Here is a 16,839-nt window from a genome sequence, read left to right on the forward strand (position 1 = left end):
CGGTGGCCGGTAGCGAGGAGAAGACCGAGAAGCCCACTCCCAAGCGGAAGAAGCAGGCCCGCAAGGACGGCCAGGTCCCGCGCACCCCCGAGCTCGGCGGCTGGCTGGGCCTGCTCGTCGTGTCGCTCGCGATGGGCCCGCTGCTCGACCACGAGCTCGGCGCGCTGCGCACGATGATGGCGACCTCGCTGCGCTCGGCCTCGGACCCGTCGGTGTCGCTGGCCCTGACCCTGCTCGGCGACGCCGGACGCCACGTCTTCCTCACCCTGCTGGTCCTGGGCTCGATGATCCTCGTGATCGGCGTCGTCTCGGCGCTCGCCCAGGGCGGCTTCTACCTCTCCCCGAAGCTCGCCAAGCCCGACCCCAAGAAGCTCGACCCGTTCAAGGGCGCCAAGCGCCTCTTCGGTCCGCACGCCCTGTGGGAGGGCGCGAAGGTGCTCGGCAAGAGCACGGTCGTCGGCTTCCTCGCCTGGGGCGCGGTGAAGTCGATGATGCCGCTGGTCGGTGGCCTGCTCCCGATCGGCGTGGTCATCCACCAGGTGAGCACCGAGGTCTCCCACCTCATCCTCACCGTTGCCCTCGCGGGGCTCGTGATGGCCGCGGCCGACTACGCGATGATGCGCCGCCGGATCGGCAAGCAGCTGCGGATGAGCCACAGCGAGATCAAGCAGGAGCACAAGCAGGCCGAGGGCGACCCGCTGGTCAAGAGCGCCATCCGCGCCCGACAGATGGCCGCCGCCCGCAACCGGATGATCGCCGACGTCGCCACCGCCGACGTGCTGCTGGTCAACCCCACCCACGTCGCCGTCGCCCTGCGCTACGACCCCGAGCAGGGCGCCCCCCGCGTCGTCGCCCGCGGCGCCGGCGCCATCGCCGCCCGGATCCGCGAGGTCGCCGCCGAGGAGCGGGTGCCGCTCGTGCAGGACGTCCCCCTCGCCCGGGCGCTCTACCGGCACTGCCAGGTCGGTCAGGAGATCCCCCGCGAGCTGTGGGCCGCCGTCGCGCAGGTGCTGGCCTTCGTGCTCAGCCGCCGCAACGCCGGCCAGTACGGCGGCGAGCACCGCACCCCCCGCCGTACCGACGAGCTGCCGGAGGTGCTCGCGCTCTCCCGGCGCCGGCGGGCGGCGGAGGGTGCATGAATCCCCGGATGTCCGGGGATCCCTACGGTTGTCAGGGGTTGCAACACCTGACAAGCGCATGAATCCCCGGATGTCCGGGGATTCATGCAGCACGTCAACCCCTCATCCACAGCCCTGACCTGCCGATGGAGCCTGCGACGCCAGGACGGCGACACCCCGCAGTGCCACGGACGGCGCGACCTGGTCGAGAGGCTGTACCCGCCGCATGTCCGTGAAGTCGCTGACCCGGCTCGGTGTCCCCCTGGGCATCGTGCTGATCGTCGTCATGCTCGTCGTGCCGCTGCCGGCGGTCGTGCTCGACCTGATGATCGCGCTCAACATCACCGGGGCCCTGCTCGTGCTGATGGTCGCGATGTTCATCCACAAGCCGTTGGAGTTCTCGGCGTTCCCGTCGGTCATCCTCGTGATGACGCTGTTCCGGCTGGCCCTCAACGTGAGCGCGACCCGGCTGGTCCTCCTCGACGGGTACGCCGGCAAGGTGATCGACACCTTCGGCCACTTCGTCGTCGGGGGCTCGCTGATCGTCGGGTTGATCGTGTTCGCGATCCTGCTCGTCATCCAGTTCGTCGTGATCACCAACGGTGCCGGCCGGGTGGCCGAGGTGGGCGCGCGGTTCACGCTCGACGCGATGCCGGGCAAGCAGATGGCGATCGACGCCGACCTCAACTCGGGCCTCATCGACGAGGAGGAGGCCCGGCGCCGGCGGGCGGAGGTGCACGCGGAGGCCGACTTCCACGGCGCGATGGACGGTGCGTCGAAGTTCGTGAAGGGCGACGCGATCGCGGCCATCGTGATCACCCTGGTCAACCTGCTCGGCGGCTTCGCGATCGGCGTGGCCCAGTACGGCATGCCGTTCGGCGAGGCGATCAACACCTATTCGCTGCTCTCCATCGGCGACGGCCTGGTCTCCCAGATCCCCGCGCTGCTGCTGTCCGTCGCGACCGGCCTGATCGTGACCCGCGCGGTCGCCGACTCCGACATGGGCTCCGACATCGTCGGCCAGATCTTCCAGCGCAAGATGCCGCTGCGGGTGGCCGGCTTCGGCGCGCTGGCCCTGTGCGCGATCCCGGGTCTGCCGAAGCTGCCCTTCCTGGTCGCGGGCGGCCTGATGCTGCTCGGCGCGAGCCGGATCGACGAGTCCGCCGCCGGTACGACGACCGCCGACGCCGACGCCACTGCGGGCGACCTGGCGCAGGTCCCCGACACCCCCGAGGCGCTGGTGGCCGAGATCCGGGTCGACCCGCTGGGCCTGGAGCTCTCGGCCGACCTGATCGACCTCGTCGACAGCCGGTCCGGTGGCGACCTGCTCGACCGGGTCAAGGCGTTGCGCCGCAAGGTGGCCGGCGAGCTGGGCATCGTGATCCCCCCGGTGCGCACCCGCGACAACCTCGAGCTGCCCGCCAACACCTACGCCATCACGCTCTACGGCGCCGAGGTCGCCCGGGGCGAGGCGCCGCGCGGCACCGTGCTGGCGATCGGCGAGTTCCTCGGTTCGCTGCCCGGCACCCCGACCCGCGAGCCGGTCTTCGGCCTGGACGCCAAGTGGATCCCGGCCGAGCTGCGGCACCAGGCCGAGATCGGTGGCGCCACCGTCGTCGACCGGGCCTCCGTCGTCACCACCCATCTCGCCGAGGTCGTGCACCAGCACGCCAGCCGCCTGCTGGGCCGCGAGGACGTCCGGCTGCTCACCGACGTCGTCAAGCGCACCCATCCGGTGGTCATCGAGGAGCTCACCCCGACCCAGCTCTCGCTCGGCGAGGTGCAGCGGGTGCTGCGTGGCCTGTTGGAGGAGCGGATCCCGATCCGCGACCTGGTGCGGATCTTCGAGGCGCTCTCGGTCCGCGCCGCGATCAGCAAGGACCTCGACGGCCTCGTCGAGGCTGCCCGCGCCGCGCTCGAGCCCGCCCTCGCCGCCCCCTTCGTCACCGACGGGGTGCTGCACGCGATCAGCTTCGAGCCGCGCCTCGAGCAGCAGATGCTCGAGGGCCTGCGCCCGACCGAGCAGGGCGCCGTCGTGGTCCTCGACCCCGACGTGGCCCAGCACGTACTGCTGGGCCTGGTCCAGGCGGCGCAGGCAGCGGAGAACACCGACGTGCAACCGGTGCTCGTCTGTGCGCCGGCCCTGCGGGCCGCCGTACGCCGCCTCGTGGCGCCGACGGTCGAGCGCCTCCCCGTCTTCTCGTACGCCGAGCTCGGCGCGGCCCGCGAGGTCCGCTCGGTCGCGGTGGTGTCGGCAGCCGGGGCCCGCCCGGCCCTCGGAGCAGGGGTCTAGGAGGACCACCCATGTTGCTCGACCTGCGCGTGTTCGTGCTCGCTGCCCTCGTGGCCTCCCCCGCCGGCTTCCTCCTCGCCCAGGGCGAGCTCACCCTGGACGAGGCGCTCACCCGGCTGCTCGTGGTGATGGTCGGCGCCACCGCGGCGGCGATGGCGGCACGCACGCTGTGGCCGCTGCTCGCGGGGACGACGCCCGAGCTGCGCGACGCCGTCCCGGACGACGTGGCGCGCGACGACCTGGCGTTCGACGGCCCGGCGTTCGACGGCCCGGCGTTCGACGGCCTGGCCGACCCGTCGGCGCTGCCGGAGGCGGAGCTGGTCGACGACCTGTTCGGGTTCGAGGACCTCGGGTCGTTCGGGAGCGTCGAGGAGCTCAGCCCACTGCCGGAATGACCCACTCCAAGGTGGTCCCCTGACCGGGCGCCGAGGTCACCAGCAGGTGGCCGCCCAGGCTCTCGGCCCGGGAGCGCAGGTTGCCGGTCCCGCTGCCGGACGTCACGGTGGTCGGGTCGAACCCGGCGCCGTCGTCGATGACCCGCAGCCGGAACCACGCCGACGACGCGGTCACCTCGACGGTGACCGTGGACGCCCCGGCGTGCCGGGCGACGTTGGAGAGCGCCTCGCGCAGTGTGCCCAGCACGTGCGCGCCGGCCTCGGGGACCAGGGCCCGGTCGACCGGTCCCTGGATCCGCAGCAGCGGCTGGAAGCCCAGCACCGGCGCGTACTCGGCCAGCAGCGTACGGACGTCGTCGAGCAGGGGACGGCCCGACTCGGTGCCGAGCTCGAAGATCACCGAGCGCAGCTCCCCGATCGCTCCGTCGAGCTCGGCGATGGCGCCGTCGACGCGGGTGCGGAGCTCGGTGGCGTCGAGGCCGCGCGCACCCTGCAGCTGCATCCCGGTCGCGAAGAGGCGCTGGATGACCAGGTCGTGCAGGTCGCGCGCGATCCGGTCACGGTCACGGGCCACGAGCAGCTGCGCCCGTTCCCGCAGCGCCTGCCCCCGGTCGAGGATCAGGCCCAGCTGGGTTGCCGTGACGGACACCAGGTCGAGCATGATGTCGCGCAGCGACGGGGTCTCCTCCGCGTGCTCGACGAGGATCGCGCCGGGCCCGGCGAGCCGGGTGGGCACCGGTACGACGAGGGTCGTGCGGTGGTGGTCGTGGGGAACCCGCTCCGGCATCCGGGAGGACGTCGCCTCGCGGATCTGCTCGCCGTACCGCTCGACGACGCGCGGCGCGGCCTCGGCGTCCCCGGCGACCTGCTGGACCTCGAGCAGCCCCGCGTCGACCCGGACGTAGGCGACGAGCCGGGCGTCGCACAGCTCACGCAGCGACTCCACGAGCTCGTCGACGGCGTCCTCGACGCTGGCGGTGCCGGTGAGGTCGCGGCCCACCTCCTGGGTGCCGGCGAGCCACCGGCGGCGCCACTCGACCTGCTCGTAGGTGCGGGCGTTGTCGATCATGGTGCCCGCGGCGCGGGCCAGGGCCTCGACCAGCGCCTGGTCGGTCGCGGTGAACTCCACGCCGCCGCGCTTGTTGCCGAGGTAGAGGTGACCGAATGCCGTGTCCCGCACCAGGACCGGCGCGCCGAGGAAGCGGTCGATCACCGGGTGGCTCTTCGGGAAGGAGCCGGACGACACCGGGTGCTCGGCGACGTGGTCGACCCGGATGGTGCGCCGCTCCCGCGGCACCAGCCCCAGCAGGCCGTGCCCCTTCGGCATCATCCCGATCTTGTCGAACTGCTCGCCGACGGCGGCGTTGGGCACCAGGTCGATGAAGTCGCCCTCGTCGTCGACGATGCCCAGGACGCCGTACTCGGCGTCGGTGAGTCGGCACGACGCCTCGACGATGCGGGTGAGCAGACCGCGCAGGTCCAGGCCGGAACCGATCGCGACCACGGCGTCGAGGAGCGCGCGCGCCTCCGCCGGCAGCTCGAGCTCCTGGTCCAGGTCCATCAGGCCTCGATCCCCTCCCACAGCGATCGCTGACCTTTCGAAGGCTATCCCTCTGGCACTCGCGCGACCACCCGCGCAGTGCGGTCATCGGCAGGGAGGTCGGGATCCTGAGGGGTCGGGCGACGATTCCCGCTCCACCTGTCACGGCGAACCGTCACCAAGCCGGGGCCCCGGCCGTGCCGGGAACCCTCACCCCCGCACGGGGCGGGCCGCAGGCTCAGAACCGGCGCAGCTGGTAGAGCCCCCGGGTCCGCGCGACGACCGTGCCCTCCTCGTCGGTGACCTCGGCGACCAGCTCGAAGTCGGACTTCCCGCGCTCGGCGTACTCCGCCAGGATCCGCTCGATCTCGTCGTCCTCGATCCGCGCGCGCGAGACCACGGCGGTGGTGGCGGGGCGCAGGAAGTCGATGGTCATCGACTTGAGCAGCGGGACGCCGCCCTCGGCGCTCAGCGACGTGCTCGCGTAGAGGCCGCCCAGCACCTCCGCGACGGTGAACAACGAGCCGGCGTACGCCGTACCGAAGTGGTTGACGTTGGGGCCGGCGGGCAGCCGGGCCGCGACCGCGTTGCGCCCGGCCTCGACCACCTCGACGCCCATGGCGTCCATGATCGGGATCATCGAGCGGACGTAGGTCGTGAGGTCAGCGGGCGTGGTCACAGCGTCACCGTATCGGCGCGCACTCTCCGCAGGGCGGCCGACGACCATGACCTCGGGCACCGCGCTGCGGGTGTCGCGCTGCAGGTGTCCCGCTGCGACCGGTCAGGCGACGTCGTAGGTCGCCTGGCCGAGTCGCGGGTGGGCGGAGCCCCGCAGCAGCACGTCGGCCACCAGGTCGACGTCGTCGACCATCGGGACGTGGCCGCACTTCGGCAGTGTCACGTGCTCGGCGTCCGGGAGGGCCCGCCGCGCGCGGCCGGCCTGGTAGGGCAGCAGGACGAGGTCGCGGGTGCCCCAGGCGACGGTGACGGGGATGGCCGGGTCGATCGGGCGGTCGAAGGGGAAGCCGCCGTCGATGATGGTCTCCAGCGCGGGCCGGGCGTGGACCAGCCCCCGCACGTCGCCGAGGGCGGCCACCGGGTCGAGCCGGTGGCCCTTGGTCATCAGCAGGCCGAAGGCAGCGGCCCGGCCGGGGGCCGTCTTGAGAAGGGCGGGGGCGAGCGGCTGGGCGAGCGCGGCGGCGCCCGTGAGCAGGGTGAAGACCCCCCGGATGTAGGCGAAGTCGACCTGGTTGCGCCAGAACCCAGCCGGGGCGAGCGTGGTCGCACTGCTGACCAGGCCGTCGGCCGCCGCCTCGAGCGCGATCCGGCCGCCGAGCGAGTTGCCCGCGATGTGGGGCCGGTCGAGGCCCTCGGCCGCGAAGAAGTCCTCGAGGATGTCGCGCAGGATGTCACGCACCGGCCGGCCGTCGGGCACCAGCGCCGGGGACTCTCCGTGCCCCGGCAGGTCGACGAGGATGACTTCGCGCTCCTGCGCCAGCCGGTCGACGAGCGGGTACCACGCCTGTCGTCGATGTCCGATCCCGTGGACCAGGACGAGAGGCTCTCCGGAGCCGATCCGTTCGTGGGCAAGCATGGCGGCCTCGCTCTCCCCGCACCGACGCTGGTGCGACAGATAGGTGCAACTGATAGTTGCGGATACCGAGGGTAGGCGAGGTGCTTGCTGGGTGCAAGCACCTGTTCGCACCTGTTCGCACCGGGCGCCCGGCCCGAGTCTTTACCTTGCATTCCTCCCGCGAGCGGCTCGGCGTCAGTAGGGTCGATGGCCGACGCGGCGGTCCGGGGGGAACGGTCGCGGTCTGGACCCCTCGGACAAGGAGACGCTCTTGATGACGCACACCCGTACCCGCCTGCTCGGCGCCGGCCTCACCGCCGCCCTCACGGCGGGCGCCCTGCTCGCCACTCCGCCCGCGGCCCACGCCGCACCGGTCTTCACCACGGTCGAGGTGGACCCTGCCGTCCAGTCGGCGCTCTCGGCCGGCGCGTGCACGGCCACCACGCCTCCCCCGGGCACGCCGGCCACCGTCCCGCTGACGGAGAACGGCCCCGCCGTCGCCACCAACCTCACCGCGACGCGCAGCTACGTCGCCAACGGGGACCCAGCCGACACCCTCACCACCACCGCGACGCTCGCGGCGTCGTCGCGAGCCACGACGGCCGGCGGCCTCCCGCAGTCGATCACGACCTCCTTCACGGGCTCCTTCCAGTCCGTCGCGGCCAAGCCCGGTGGCTCCACCTGCACGGCCAACGCCCTCGCCCAGATCCAGGTCGCCTTCGAGTTCACCCTGGCCCAGCCGATGTGGCTGAGCTGGACGCAGCACCACAAGGGCCCGGCCTACACCGACGTGTACATCTACGACGACAACGGTGACCCGTACGAGGACCACTACGGCCTCGGTTGGGACAGCTCCTCGGCCGGCACGATCTACCTGGTGCCGGGCACCTACCGTGGCTACCTCGAGAGCGAGATCTCCCGCACCTCCTCGACGAGCACGTCGCTGCCGATGTCCGGTAGCGCGGCGCTGAACTTCGCGCCCATCGGCTCGGCGTCCAAGGCCCCGTCTGGCAAGGCCGGCAAGTATGTCGCCCTCCCCGGCGCCCGCAGCTGCGCCACCCACAACGCCACCGCCACGCTGACCGCCAAGAAGAAGCAGGTCAAGCAGATCGAGAAGGTCACCTTCTCCGTCAACGGCAAGAAGGCCGCCACCCTCAAGGGCAAGAAGGTCAAGAAGGGCAAGGCCGTCGTCCTGCCCCTCGCCGACAACGCCGCCGCTGACATCACCGCCACCGTCGTCCTCGACAACGGCAAGAAGAAGACCGTCAGCGCCGGCTACCTCGCCTGCACCAGCTGACCCGACGCGACGAGGGCAGGTCCGGCGCGGCCGGGCCTGCCCTCGTCGCGTCCCCGCGTCAGCCGCGGAGCACCTTGTCCATCGCCTTGCCCCGAGCGAGCGCGGCGACCAGCTTGTCGAGGTAGCGGATCTTCTGCATCAGCGGGTCCTCGACGTCCTCGACCCGCACCCCGCAGACGACGCCGGTGATCAGGCCGGCCGCGGGGTTGAGCCGGGCAGCGGCGAAGAGCTCCTCGAACGTGGTCTCCGCGTCGAGGTGGGCCCGCAGCTCGGCCTCGGAGAACCCGGTCAGCCAGCCGATCACCTCGTCGAGCTCGGCCTGGCTCCGGCCCTTGCGCTCCACCTTGGCCAGGTAGAGCGGGTAGACCGACGCGAGGCTCGTCGAGAAGATGCGGTGCACGCCGTCGAGCCTAGTCGGATGTCACTCCGGTCACACCCGGCGCAGACCGGCGGGCACCGCGTCCGCCTTCCCCGCACCCCATGCGTTCTGGTCGCCAGAACGGCCTTTCCGCCGCCAAAACGCATGGGGTGCGGGGGTCGGGGCGCCTGAGGCGAGGGCTAGCCTCGGGCCATGAGCGACGTCTCCTCCGCCCGGCAGCACACCCTCGGCGACCTCCCCCGCCGCACCGCCCAGCGCGTCCCCGACAAGGTCGCGATCATCGACGGCGCGAAGCGACTCACGTTCGCCGAGCTCGAGGGGTACGTCGAGCGGACGGCCGCCGCGCTCGCGGAGGCCGGGCTCGCCAAGGGCGACCGGCTGGCCCTGCTCAGCCACAACTGCTGGCAGTTCGCGGTCCTCGACTTCGCCGCCGCCCGGGCCGGCGTGGTGCTGGTGCCGATCAACTTCATGCTCGGCGCCGACGAGATCGCGTTCATCCTCGACCACAGCGGCGCGGCCGGGTTCGTCGCCGAGGACGCGCTGGTCCCGGTGGCCGACGCCGCCCTCGCCGCGGCCGCCGAGCCGCAGGTCCGGGTACGGCGGGTGATCCGGCTCCTCGACGCGGAGGTGCCCGAGGGCTGGGACGACCTGACCGGCTGGCTGGAGCACGACGGCCCGGCGGCCGTCGTACCGATGGCCGACGACGACCCGGTCCGGATGATGTTCACCTCGGGCACCGAGTCCCGGCCGAAGGGGGCGCTGCTGAGCAGCCGGTCGCTGCTGTGGCAGTACGTGTCGTGCGCGGTGGACGGGTCGATGAGCGCCGACGACGTCGAGCTGCACACGCTGCCGCTCTACCACTGCGCCCAGCTGGACTGCTTCCTCGGCACCGACGTCTACCTCGGCGCGACGAGCATCATCCTGCCCGCCCCCGACCCGGCCACCGTGCTGCGGACGATCGCCGAGCACCGGGTCACCAAGTTCTTCGCGCCGCCGACGGTGTGGATCGGGCTGCTGCGGCACCCGGACTTCGACAGCACCGACCTGTCCAGCCTGCGCAAGGGCTACTACGGCGCCTCGCCGATGCCGATCGAGGTGCTGCGCGAGCTGCAGCAGCGGCTGCCGGACGTGTCGCTGTGGAACTTCTACGGCCAGACCGAGATGTCGCCGCTGGCCACCATCCTCGGCCCCGACGAGCAGCTGGCGTACGCCGGCTCGGCCGGTCGCGCGTCGATCAACGTGGAGACCCGGATCGTCGACGACGAGGACCGGCCGGTCCCCTCCGGCACCGTCGGGGAGATCGTGCACCGCAGCCCGCACGCGACGCTCGGCTACTACCGCGACGAGGCGAAGACGGCCGAGGCCTTCCGCGGCGGCTGGTTCCACTCCGGCGACCTCGGCTACCTCGACGACACCGGTCACCTCTACGTCGTCGACCGCAAGAAGGACATGATCAAGACCGGCGGCGAGAACGTCGCGAGCCGCGAGGTCGAGGAGGCGATCTACACACACCCCGACGTCGCGGAGGTCGCGGTCTTCGGCGTCAGCCACCCGCGCTGGGTCGAAGCGGTCGCGGCGGTCGTCGTACCCCGCGTGGGGGCGACGCTCACCGCGGACGACGTGCTCACGCACGCACGCACCAAGCTCGCCGGCTACAAGGCGCCGAAGTACGTCGTGATCGCCGAGGCCCTGCCGAAGAACCCGAGCGGCAAGATCCTCAAGCGCGAGCTGCGCGACGCGCACGCCGACCTCGGCTCCAGCGACGGCGCCTGATCCCGGTTCGGATGCGCAGCACGGGCCCGTCCGCTTGGATGGGCCCGTGCTCCTCGACCTGCAACTGGACGCCCGGCCGGACGCCGTACGCGAGCGCGCCCGCGAGCTCGCCGACGCCGGTGCCGCCGGCCTGTTCACCTTCGAGGGCCCGCACGACGTCTTCCTCCCTCTCGCCGCCGTGGCCGGCCAGGTCGACGCGGACCTGATGACCAACGTCGCGATCGCGATGCCGCGCTCGCCGATGCACCTGGCTCACACGGCGTGGGACCTGCAGCTGATGTCGGGCGGCCGGTTCCGCCTGGGCCTGGGCTCGCAGATCCAGCCCCACATCGAGAAGAGGTACGGCGCCCGCTGGTCGCCGCCCGCCGCGCGGATGCGCGAGATCGTCGGCGCCGTGAAGGCGATCCTGCACTCCTGGCAGTCCGGCGAGCGCCTGGACTTCCGCGGCGAGCACACCACGCACACGTTGATGCCGCCGACCTTCGTGCCCGGCCCCAACCCGTACGGCCCGCCGCCCGTCCTCCTCGGCGCCCTCGGTCCGCTGATGACCCGGACCGCCGCCGAGGTGGCCGACGGCCTGCTGGTCATGCCCTTCCACAGCCACCGCCACTTCCGCGAGCGCACCCTGCCGGCCGTCGCCGAGGGCCTCGCGCTCGCCGGCCGGTCCGCCGACGACTTCGCCGTCCACCCCCAGGCGATCGTGGCGATGGGCCGCACCGAGGCGGAGGTCGCGGCCGCCCGGGCGGGCGTCCGGGCGCTGCTCGCGTTCTACGGCTCCACGCCGGCGTACCGCCCGGTCCTCGAGGTCGAGGACTGGGCCGAGCTCCAGCCCGAGCTCAACCGCCTCTCCAAGACCGGCGACGTCGCCGCCATGACCGCCCTCGTCGACGACACGATGCTCACCACCCTCGCCGTCGCCGGCACCCCCGAGGAGTGCGCCGCCGAGATCCACCGCCGCTTCGGTGACGTCCCCGGCGTCGAGCGGGTCTGCTGCTACTTCCCGGGGTACGACCCGCCGCTGGAGCAGGTGGCTGCGCTGGCCTCCCGCCTCCGTTGACCGCACCCCATGCGAATTGGTCGCTGAAACGCCGGTTCGGGAGCCGATCCGCATGGGGTGCGGACCTCAGCCGGCGCCGCGACCCAGCCACCGTCGGCGATCGGCCTCCGTCAGGGCCCGGCGCGCGGCCACCGTCGAGGTGTCGACCCAGCCCTCGGGCAGGTCGGTGGTCCATGCGCGGCGCCGGGGCCGTTGGCCGGCCCGACGGTACGCCGACGCGAGTCGCCGCCCGAACGAGCGCAGGTCGCGCAGGTCGTCGGACACCATGGTCACCACCTCGATGTCGAGGTCGCGACAGCGATCGTCGCGGTCGACGTCACTGCGCTGGACCCTGAGCCTGCCGTGGACGGCGCCGTTGTACTCACCCGCGACGCCCGCCACCGGGTCGAACAGGTCGGGCGTCAGCACGTGGGTGCCGGAGCTGTCGAAGATCGGCGGGTTGCACCGCGGTCGCCGGAAGCCGCACGCGACCCAGTACACGAGCATGGTCGCCTCGAGCGGCGACCAGAGGTTCTCGTCGGACATCGCGACCGCGGCGGCGAACCGTCTCGTGAACTGCCGGCTGCCCAGCAGCCGGCGATAGGCGAGCAGCTCGTCGAGGCTGACCAGGTCGGCGCGGCAGGCCATCGAGATCGTCTGCACGGCGTGCTCGAGGCCGCGCGCTCGGCACACCTCGTCGAAGACGGAGCGCTCGGGCCGGGTCACCGGCAGACCGTCGACCGTGACGACGTCGTTCTCGAGGAGCCAGCCGTACCGCAGCTCGGTGCCCTCCCGCGCCCGGATCGGCTTGCGATCACCCAGCGCGACCGGCACCGGGCGTGGCCGCATCCGCGCGTCGTACCCGTCGAAGTAGTCGGCGCCCCGCCACCTCAGGCCCGCCCACCCGGTCGCCGCCGCCCGTTCCGGTGCTCCCGCGACCGCCTCGACGATGCGCTGGTCGACCAGGCTCGAGTCGACCTCGGCCGGCACGAAGCGGTTGGTCGAGGTCGCCCGCCATCGGGGGCCGCGGGCCTGCCCGCGGGTGGGTCCGGTCACGCCCAGCGGATCGACGGGCACCGGCACCACGAGGCCGGGCCGGGTGAGGTGGAGAGCCATCGCCGCAGCATGCGCCTTCTCCCGGCGTCGCGTCGGGCGCTCTCCACAGGCTCCGCGCCCCATGCGTTCTGGTCGTGAAATCCAGAGGATCGCGACCAGAACGCATGGGGTGCGCCAAACACCTCAGCCGCGAAAAGCCGGCTTCTCCTTGGCCAGGAACGCCCGGACACCCTCGGCGAAGTCCGGTCCGCCGTACACCTCGCGCAGCAGCGGCTCCTCGTCGGCCGGCGCCGTCTCGGTGATCGCGGCACGCCGGGCCAGCTGCTGCTTGGTGACGCGGAGCGTGACGGGCGAGGCCTGCAGGATCCCGTCGACCAGCCCGGCGACCTCGGCGTCGAGCGCGGCCCGGTCGGCGACCTCGGCCAGGATCGCCCCCGCGGCGTACGCACGGTCGGCGGTCACGAGGCGGGAGGCGAGCAGCATCTCGCGGGTGAGGGACTCGCCGAAGACCTCGGCGCAGCGGTACAGGACCGGCGAGGAGAGGGCGTTGCCGAGGGTGCGCGCGATCGGGTACCCGAAGCGCGAGGAGGCGGTCGCCACCCGCAGGTCGCAGTTCGTGGCGACGGCGAGGCCGCCGCCGACGCAGACGCCGTCGATCGCGGCGATGGTGACCTGCGGGAGCGCGAACAGGCCGTCGAGCATCTCGCGGATCCAGGTCTCGTAGTCGACCGCGTCGGCCTCGAGGAAGTCGGAGATCTCGTTGCCCGCGGCGAACGCCTTGCCGCCCTCGCCCCGGAGTACGACGACCCGCACCGACCGGTCCTCGGCGAGCTCGAGCCACAGCTCGCGCATCGCGGCGTACATCGCCTTCGTGAAGGCGTTGCGCCGCTCCGGACGGTTGAAGGTCACCTCGACCACGGCGGGACGGTCACGGTCGATCAGCAGGTCAGCACTCACGACCGCGAGGGTACGGCGGCCAGCAGTGCGTCGCGCAGCCGCGTCCGGCTGGTGAGGAGTCCCAGCCCCACGCCGAGCGCGTTGGCGACGGCGTCGCGCCAGTCCATCATCCGGTCGGCGGTGAGCGTGCCCTGCGCGACCTCGAGTCCGACGCCGAGCAGCACCAGCGCGGCGGCCACGGCGAGCAGGGGGCGGCCGGGACGGAACAGCTGGACGGCACCGACTGACAGCAGCCCGTAGACGAGCAGGTGCTGCCACTTGTCGCTGGCCGGCACGTCCGGGGCCGGGGGCGGTGAGCCGAGCGAGAGGACGACGACGGCGAGGACGAGCAGCAGCCACAGCGCCAGCCACAGCAGGGGCAGGCGCAGCGCCTTCACCTGGCCCGCTCCCGCACCGCGAAGGCGGCCACGACGCCGGCGAGGGCGCCGAACAGGTGCCCCTGCCACGACACCCCGGGGGTGCCGGGCAGCACGCCCCACAGCACGCCGCCGTAGACGACCAGCACCCCGAGCCCGACGACGATCTCGAGCGGCTCGCGGTCCACGAAGCCCTGGACGACCAGGTAGGTCAGCCAGCCGAAGATCAGTCCGGACGCGCCGAGGTGGATCGAGCCGCTGCCCGCGACCAGCCAGACGCCGAGGCCGCCGAGCAGCCAGATGATCGCGGTGGCCGCGAGCCCGCGGCCGATGCCGGTGGCGAGGGCGAGGAAGCCGAGCACCAGGGCGGGCACGGTGTTGGCGCCGAGGTGTCCCCACCCGCCGTGCAGCAGCGGTGCCGCGAGGATCCCGAGCAGGCCCTCGCCCGACCGCGGCCGGATCCCCCAGCCGTCGAGCCGGTGCGAGGCGGCGACGTCGACGACCTCGATCCCCCAGAGCAGGACGACGAAGCCGGCCACGCCGATCGCGGACAGCTGCCAACCGGGGCGAGCCCGCAGGTCGCTCACGCGGCGCGCCAGGTCGCGACCCAGTACTGCACGCCGAACGGCGCGTCGTCGTAGGTCACCTCGGCCTCGGCCAGCGGTGGCAACGCGCCGAGGCACGCCGTGTCCGCCCACAGCTCGGCGGCCAGCGCGGCGTCGATCCCGGCGAAGGACTCCCGCAGCGCCGCGTCGAAGGCCTCCGCCCGCGCGTCGAAGTGGCCGGGCGCCTTCTCGGTGCGCTTGGCCGAGCCGTTGCCGACGACGAGCACGCCGGTCTCGTCTTCGTCGACGACGCAGCCGCCGGCCGCCGACACCAGCGCCTCGGCCACCCGCACGCCGGACGGTCCGGACGCGAGCACCCGCACCCGCGGTCCCAGCGCAGCCACCGCGGCCAGACAGGCCGCCCGCAACCCGGCGACCGGGTCCTCCAGGGAGGCGTACGACGGCAGCAGGGCCAGCACGCCCGGCACCAGCGCCACGGGGCGGGTCGTCACTGGAGCCCCCGGATCGCCCGCAACGGCGGTCGTCGCCCGGCGATCGACCACACCATGTCGACACTCTGACGGGTCTCGACGACCTGGTGGACCCGGTAGATCCGGGCGCCGGCGAGGGCGCAGACCGAGGTGGCGGCGAGCGTGCCGAGCAGCCGCTCGCCCACGTCGAGGCCGAGGGTCTCGCCGACGAAGTCCTTGTTGGACAGGGAGACGAGCACCGGCCAGCCGGTTGCGACCATCTCCCCCAGCCGGCGGGTGACCTCGAGGGAGTGGAAGGTGTTCTTGCCGAAGTCGTGGGCCGGGTCGATCACGATCGACTCGCGGGCGACACCGGCGTCCAGCGCCCGCTCGGCGTAGGCGACGGTGTCGGCGATCGCGGAGGCGACCACGTCGTCGTACTCGATCCGGTAGGGCCGGGTCCGCGGCGTCACGCCACCGGTGTGGGTGCACACGATCGCGGCGTCGTACTGGGCCGCGACGTCGACCAGCTCGGGGTCCGCGCCACCCCAGGCGTCGTTGAGGAGGTCGGCGCCCGCCTCGCACACCGCGGCGCCGACCTCGGCGCGCCAGGTGTCGACCGAGATCACGAGCTCGGGATAGGTCTCGCGGACCCGGGCGACGAAGTCGACGACCCGGTCCTTCTCCTCGGCCGCCGAGATCTCGACGCCGGGCGCGGCCTTGATGCCGCCGATGTCGACGATCTCGGCGCCCTGGGCGACCACCTCCGCGACCCGCGCGAACGCGGCGTCCTCGGCCCACGTGGCGCCCTTGTCGAAGAAGGAGTCGGGCGTCCGGTTGACGATGGCCATCATCAGCGCCTCGTCGTCACCGAACGTATGCCGTCCGAGCCTCACAGGTACGCCTCCGCCGCCGGTCGTTCGAGGGTCGGTACGACGCGCTCCACCGGCTCGAGCCCGCGCAGGTACTGTCGCAGCACCGCCTCCCCGTCCGCCGCACCCCATCCGTTCTGGTCGTCAGATGCCGCATCTCCCGACCATTCCGGATGGGGCGCGCTCACACCGGAGCGCCGCAGCGCCGCCGCCAGGATCTGGGTCGCCATGCCGCCGAGGTCCCGCAGCGCCTGGTGCCGGTGGGCGCGGACGCCGAGGTCCACCTGGGCGATCGCCGAGGGTCCGGCGGCCCGCACCGTGTCGACGAGCGCCGCCAGCTCGACGGCGTACCCGGTCGGGACGGACAGCCCCGCGAACCAGGTACGACGCACCGCCCACTCCCCGGCCAGCGGCTGCACCAGCTCAGCCAGGGAGGGGAACAGCAGGGCGATCAGCGGCCGGGCGACGAGCTCGGTGACCCGGCCGCCCTCGAGGGGGCCCTCCGCGCCGGGCCGGTCGTAGAAGCCCTTGACCAGCTGGACCTCGGGGTGGTGCAGCAGCGGGCCGAGCAGCCCGGGCACGAAGTGGGTGTCCCAGTCGTGGAGGTCGGCGTCCATGAACACGACCAGGTCGCCGGAGGTGACGAACAGCGACTTCCACATCGCCTCGCCCTTGCCGGGGTGGGTGCCGAGGTCGGGGCGGATCTCCGCGGAGCGGTGCACCCGGGCGCCGGCGGACTCGGCGACGGCGTAGGTGTCGTCGTCGGAGTCGCTGTCGATGACGACCACCTCGTCGACGAGGGAGACGGTGTCCATCAGGGCCTCGCGGACCCGCGACACGACGGCGCCGACCGTGGCGGCCTCGTTGCGGGCGGGGACGACGAGGCTGACCCGCTGGCCGGTCTCCACCTTCTGCCCCAGCAGCCCCTCGAGGGCCCAGTCGTCCCAGTGGCCGGCCCGGATCCCCATGCCGGTCAACCTACCTCCCGGGCCTCGCCCTTCCGATCGCCTCCCCAACCCCGGAACCGGTGTTACTGTCGAAGGGTCTCGGGAAATTAGTGGGTGCTCCCTCACTCCTGGAGTTGGTCATGTCCTTCCGCCGCTTCCGACGCAAGGTGCGCTGCGTGCTCAAGCACGGGCCGCGCGGCTGTCCGCACATCGAGCGGCACACCCGCCGCCC

17 protein-coding genes are annotated in these 16,839 nt (G+C 72.8%); 6 read left to right on the forward strand and 11 right to left on the reverse strand.

Annotation, left to right across the window (positions count from 1 at the left end; translation table 11 throughout):
• Positions 1-2: 2 nt before the first annotated feature.
• From KU893_RS03460 to KU893_RS03470, 3 genes are all read left to right on the forward strand, one after another.
• Positions 3-1,139 (forward strand): EscU/YscU/HrcU family type III secretion system export apparatus switch protein, encoded by a 1,137-nt coding sequence (locus KU893_RS03460; protein ID WP_218232923.1) that lies wholly within the window; start codon positions 3-5, stop codon positions 1,137-1,139.
• Positions 1,140-1,344: 205 nt separating this feature from the next.
• Positions 1,345-3,411, forward strand: a complete 2,067-nt coding sequence (gene flhA, locus KU893_RS03465) for a flagellar biosynthesis protein FlhA (protein ID WP_218232924.1) — start codon at positions 1,345-1,347, stop codon at positions 3,409-3,411.
• An 11-nt stretch (positions 3,412-3,422) separates the two neighbouring features.
• The gene (locus tag KU893_RS03470) at positions 3,423-3,806 is read left to right on the forward strand and encodes a hypothetical protein (RefSeq protein ID WP_218232925.1); all 384 of its coding nucleotides are present in this window, start codon (positions 3,423-3,425) and stop codon (positions 3,804-3,806) included.
• Here the strand turns inward: KU893_RS03470 and KU893_RS03475 are convergent.
• The 3 genes from KU893_RS03475 to KU893_RS03485 all read right to left on the reverse strand — a co-directional run bounded on the left by KU893_RS03475 (position 3,787) and on the right by KU893_RS03485 (position 6,940).
• The gene (locus KU893_RS03475; protein ID WP_218232926.1) at positions 3,787-5,367 is read right to left on the reverse strand and encodes a GAF domain-containing sensor histidine kinase; all 1,581 of its coding nucleotides are present in this window, start codon (positions 5,365-5,367) and stop codon (positions 3,787-3,789) included. The genes KU893_RS03470 and KU893_RS03475 overlap by 20 nt on opposite strands.
• A 217-nt stretch (positions 5,368-5,584) precedes the next feature.
• On the reverse strand, positions 5,585-6,025 hold the full coding sequence (locus KU893_RS03480) for a YiiD C-terminal domain-containing protein (protein ID WP_218232927.1): 441 nt from the start codon (positions 6,023-6,025) through the stop codon (positions 5,585-5,587).
• A 102-nt stretch (positions 6,026-6,127) separates the two neighbouring features.
• Complete coding sequence (locus KU893_RS03485; protein WP_218232928.1) at positions 6,128-6,940, reverse strand: alpha/beta fold hydrolase; 813 nt, start codon at positions 6,938-6,940, stop codon at positions 6,128-6,130.
• A gap of 253 nt (positions 6,941-7,193) precedes the next feature.
• Between KU893_RS03485 and KU893_RS03490 the strand changes: the two genes are divergently transcribed.
• A complete protein-coding gene (locus KU893_RS03490) occupies positions 7,194-8,216 on the forward strand; it encodes a hypothetical protein (protein ID WP_218232929.1) in 1,023 nt (340 codons plus the stop codon).
• Between the two features lie 58 nt (positions 8,217-8,274).
• Here the strand turns inward: KU893_RS03490 and KU893_RS03495 are convergent, their stop codons facing one another.
• Positions 8,275-8,616 carry a DUF2200 domain-containing protein gene (locus KU893_RS03495; protein ID WP_218232930.1) on the reverse strand — a complete coding sequence of 114 codons (342 nt, stop codon included), beginning with the start codon at positions 8,614-8,616 and terminating at the stop codon, positions 8,275-8,277.
• Between the two features lie 171 nt (positions 8,617-8,787).
• Between KU893_RS03495 and KU893_RS03500 the strand changes: the two genes are divergently transcribed.
• Both KU893_RS03500 and KU893_RS03505 read left to right on the forward strand, forming a co-directional pair.
• A complete protein-coding gene (locus KU893_RS03500) occupies positions 8,788-10,368 on the forward strand; it encodes a fatty acyl-CoA synthetase (RefSeq protein ID WP_218232931.1) in 1,581 nt (526 codons plus the stop codon).
• A gap of 46 nt (positions 10,369-10,414) precedes the next feature.
• Positions 10,415-11,425 carry a TIGR03617 family F420-dependent LLM class oxidoreductase gene (locus KU893_RS03505; protein WP_218232932.1) on the forward strand — a complete coding sequence of 337 codons (1,011 nt, stop codon included), beginning with the start codon at positions 10,415-10,417 and terminating at the stop codon, positions 11,423-11,425.
• A gap of 66 nt (positions 11,426-11,491) precedes the next feature.
• Here KU893_RS03505 and KU893_RS03510 read toward each other — a convergent pair whose 3' ends face one another.
• The 7 genes from KU893_RS03510 to KU893_RS03540 all read right to left on the reverse strand — a co-directional run bounded on the left by KU893_RS03510 (position 11,492) and on the right by KU893_RS03540 (position 16,628).
• Positions 11,492-12,520: a hypothetical protein gene (locus KU893_RS03510; protein ID WP_218232933.1), complete on the reverse strand. Its 1,029-nt coding sequence runs from the start codon at positions 12,518-12,520 to the stop codon at positions 11,492-11,494.
• Between the two features lie 123 nt (positions 12,521-12,643).
• Positions 12,644-13,417, reverse strand: coding sequence for an enoyl-CoA hydratase-related protein (locus KU893_RS03515; protein WP_218232934.1), 774 nt, complete (start codon positions 13,415-13,417; stop codon positions 12,644-12,646).
• Positions 13,414-13,794, reverse strand: a complete 381-nt coding sequence (locus KU893_RS03520) for a VanZ family protein (protein WP_218232935.1) — start codon at positions 13,792-13,794, stop codon at positions 13,414-13,416. The genes KU893_RS03515 and KU893_RS03520 overlap by 4 nt, the downstream gene beginning before the upstream one ends.
• Positions 13,791-14,360 carry a rhomboid family intramembrane serine protease gene (locus tag KU893_RS03525; protein WP_218232936.1) on the reverse strand — a complete coding sequence of 190 codons (570 nt, stop codon included), beginning with the start codon at positions 14,358-14,360 and terminating at the stop codon, positions 13,791-13,793. The genes KU893_RS03520 and KU893_RS03525 overlap by 4 nt, the downstream gene beginning before the upstream one ends.
• Positions 14,357-14,830, reverse strand: a complete 474-nt coding sequence (locus KU893_RS03530) for a class III extradiol ring-cleavage dioxygenase family protein (RefSeq protein WP_218232937.1) — start codon at positions 14,828-14,830, stop codon at positions 14,357-14,359. The genes KU893_RS03525 and KU893_RS03530 overlap by 4 nt, the downstream gene beginning before the upstream one ends.
• Positions 14,827-15,684 (reverse strand): dihydropteroate synthase, encoded by an 858-nt coding sequence (gene folP / locus KU893_RS03535; RefSeq protein ID WP_425575334.1) that lies wholly within the window; start codon positions 15,682-15,684, stop codon positions 14,827-14,829. The genes KU893_RS03530 and folP overlap by 4 nt, the downstream gene beginning before the upstream one ends.
• Positions 15,681-16,628, reverse strand: a complete 948-nt coding sequence (locus KU893_RS03540; protein ID WP_218232939.1) for a glucosyl-3-phosphoglycerate synthase — start codon at positions 16,626-16,628, stop codon at positions 15,681-15,683. The genes folP and KU893_RS03540 overlap by 4 nt, the downstream gene beginning before the upstream one ends.
• Positions 16,629-16,839: the final 211 nt, after the last annotated feature.

The organism is Nocardioides daeguensis (genome assembly GCF_019192965.1).
Lineage (GTDB): Bacteria > Actinomycetota > Actinomycetes > Propionibacteriales > Nocardioidaceae > Nocardioides > Nocardioides daeguensis.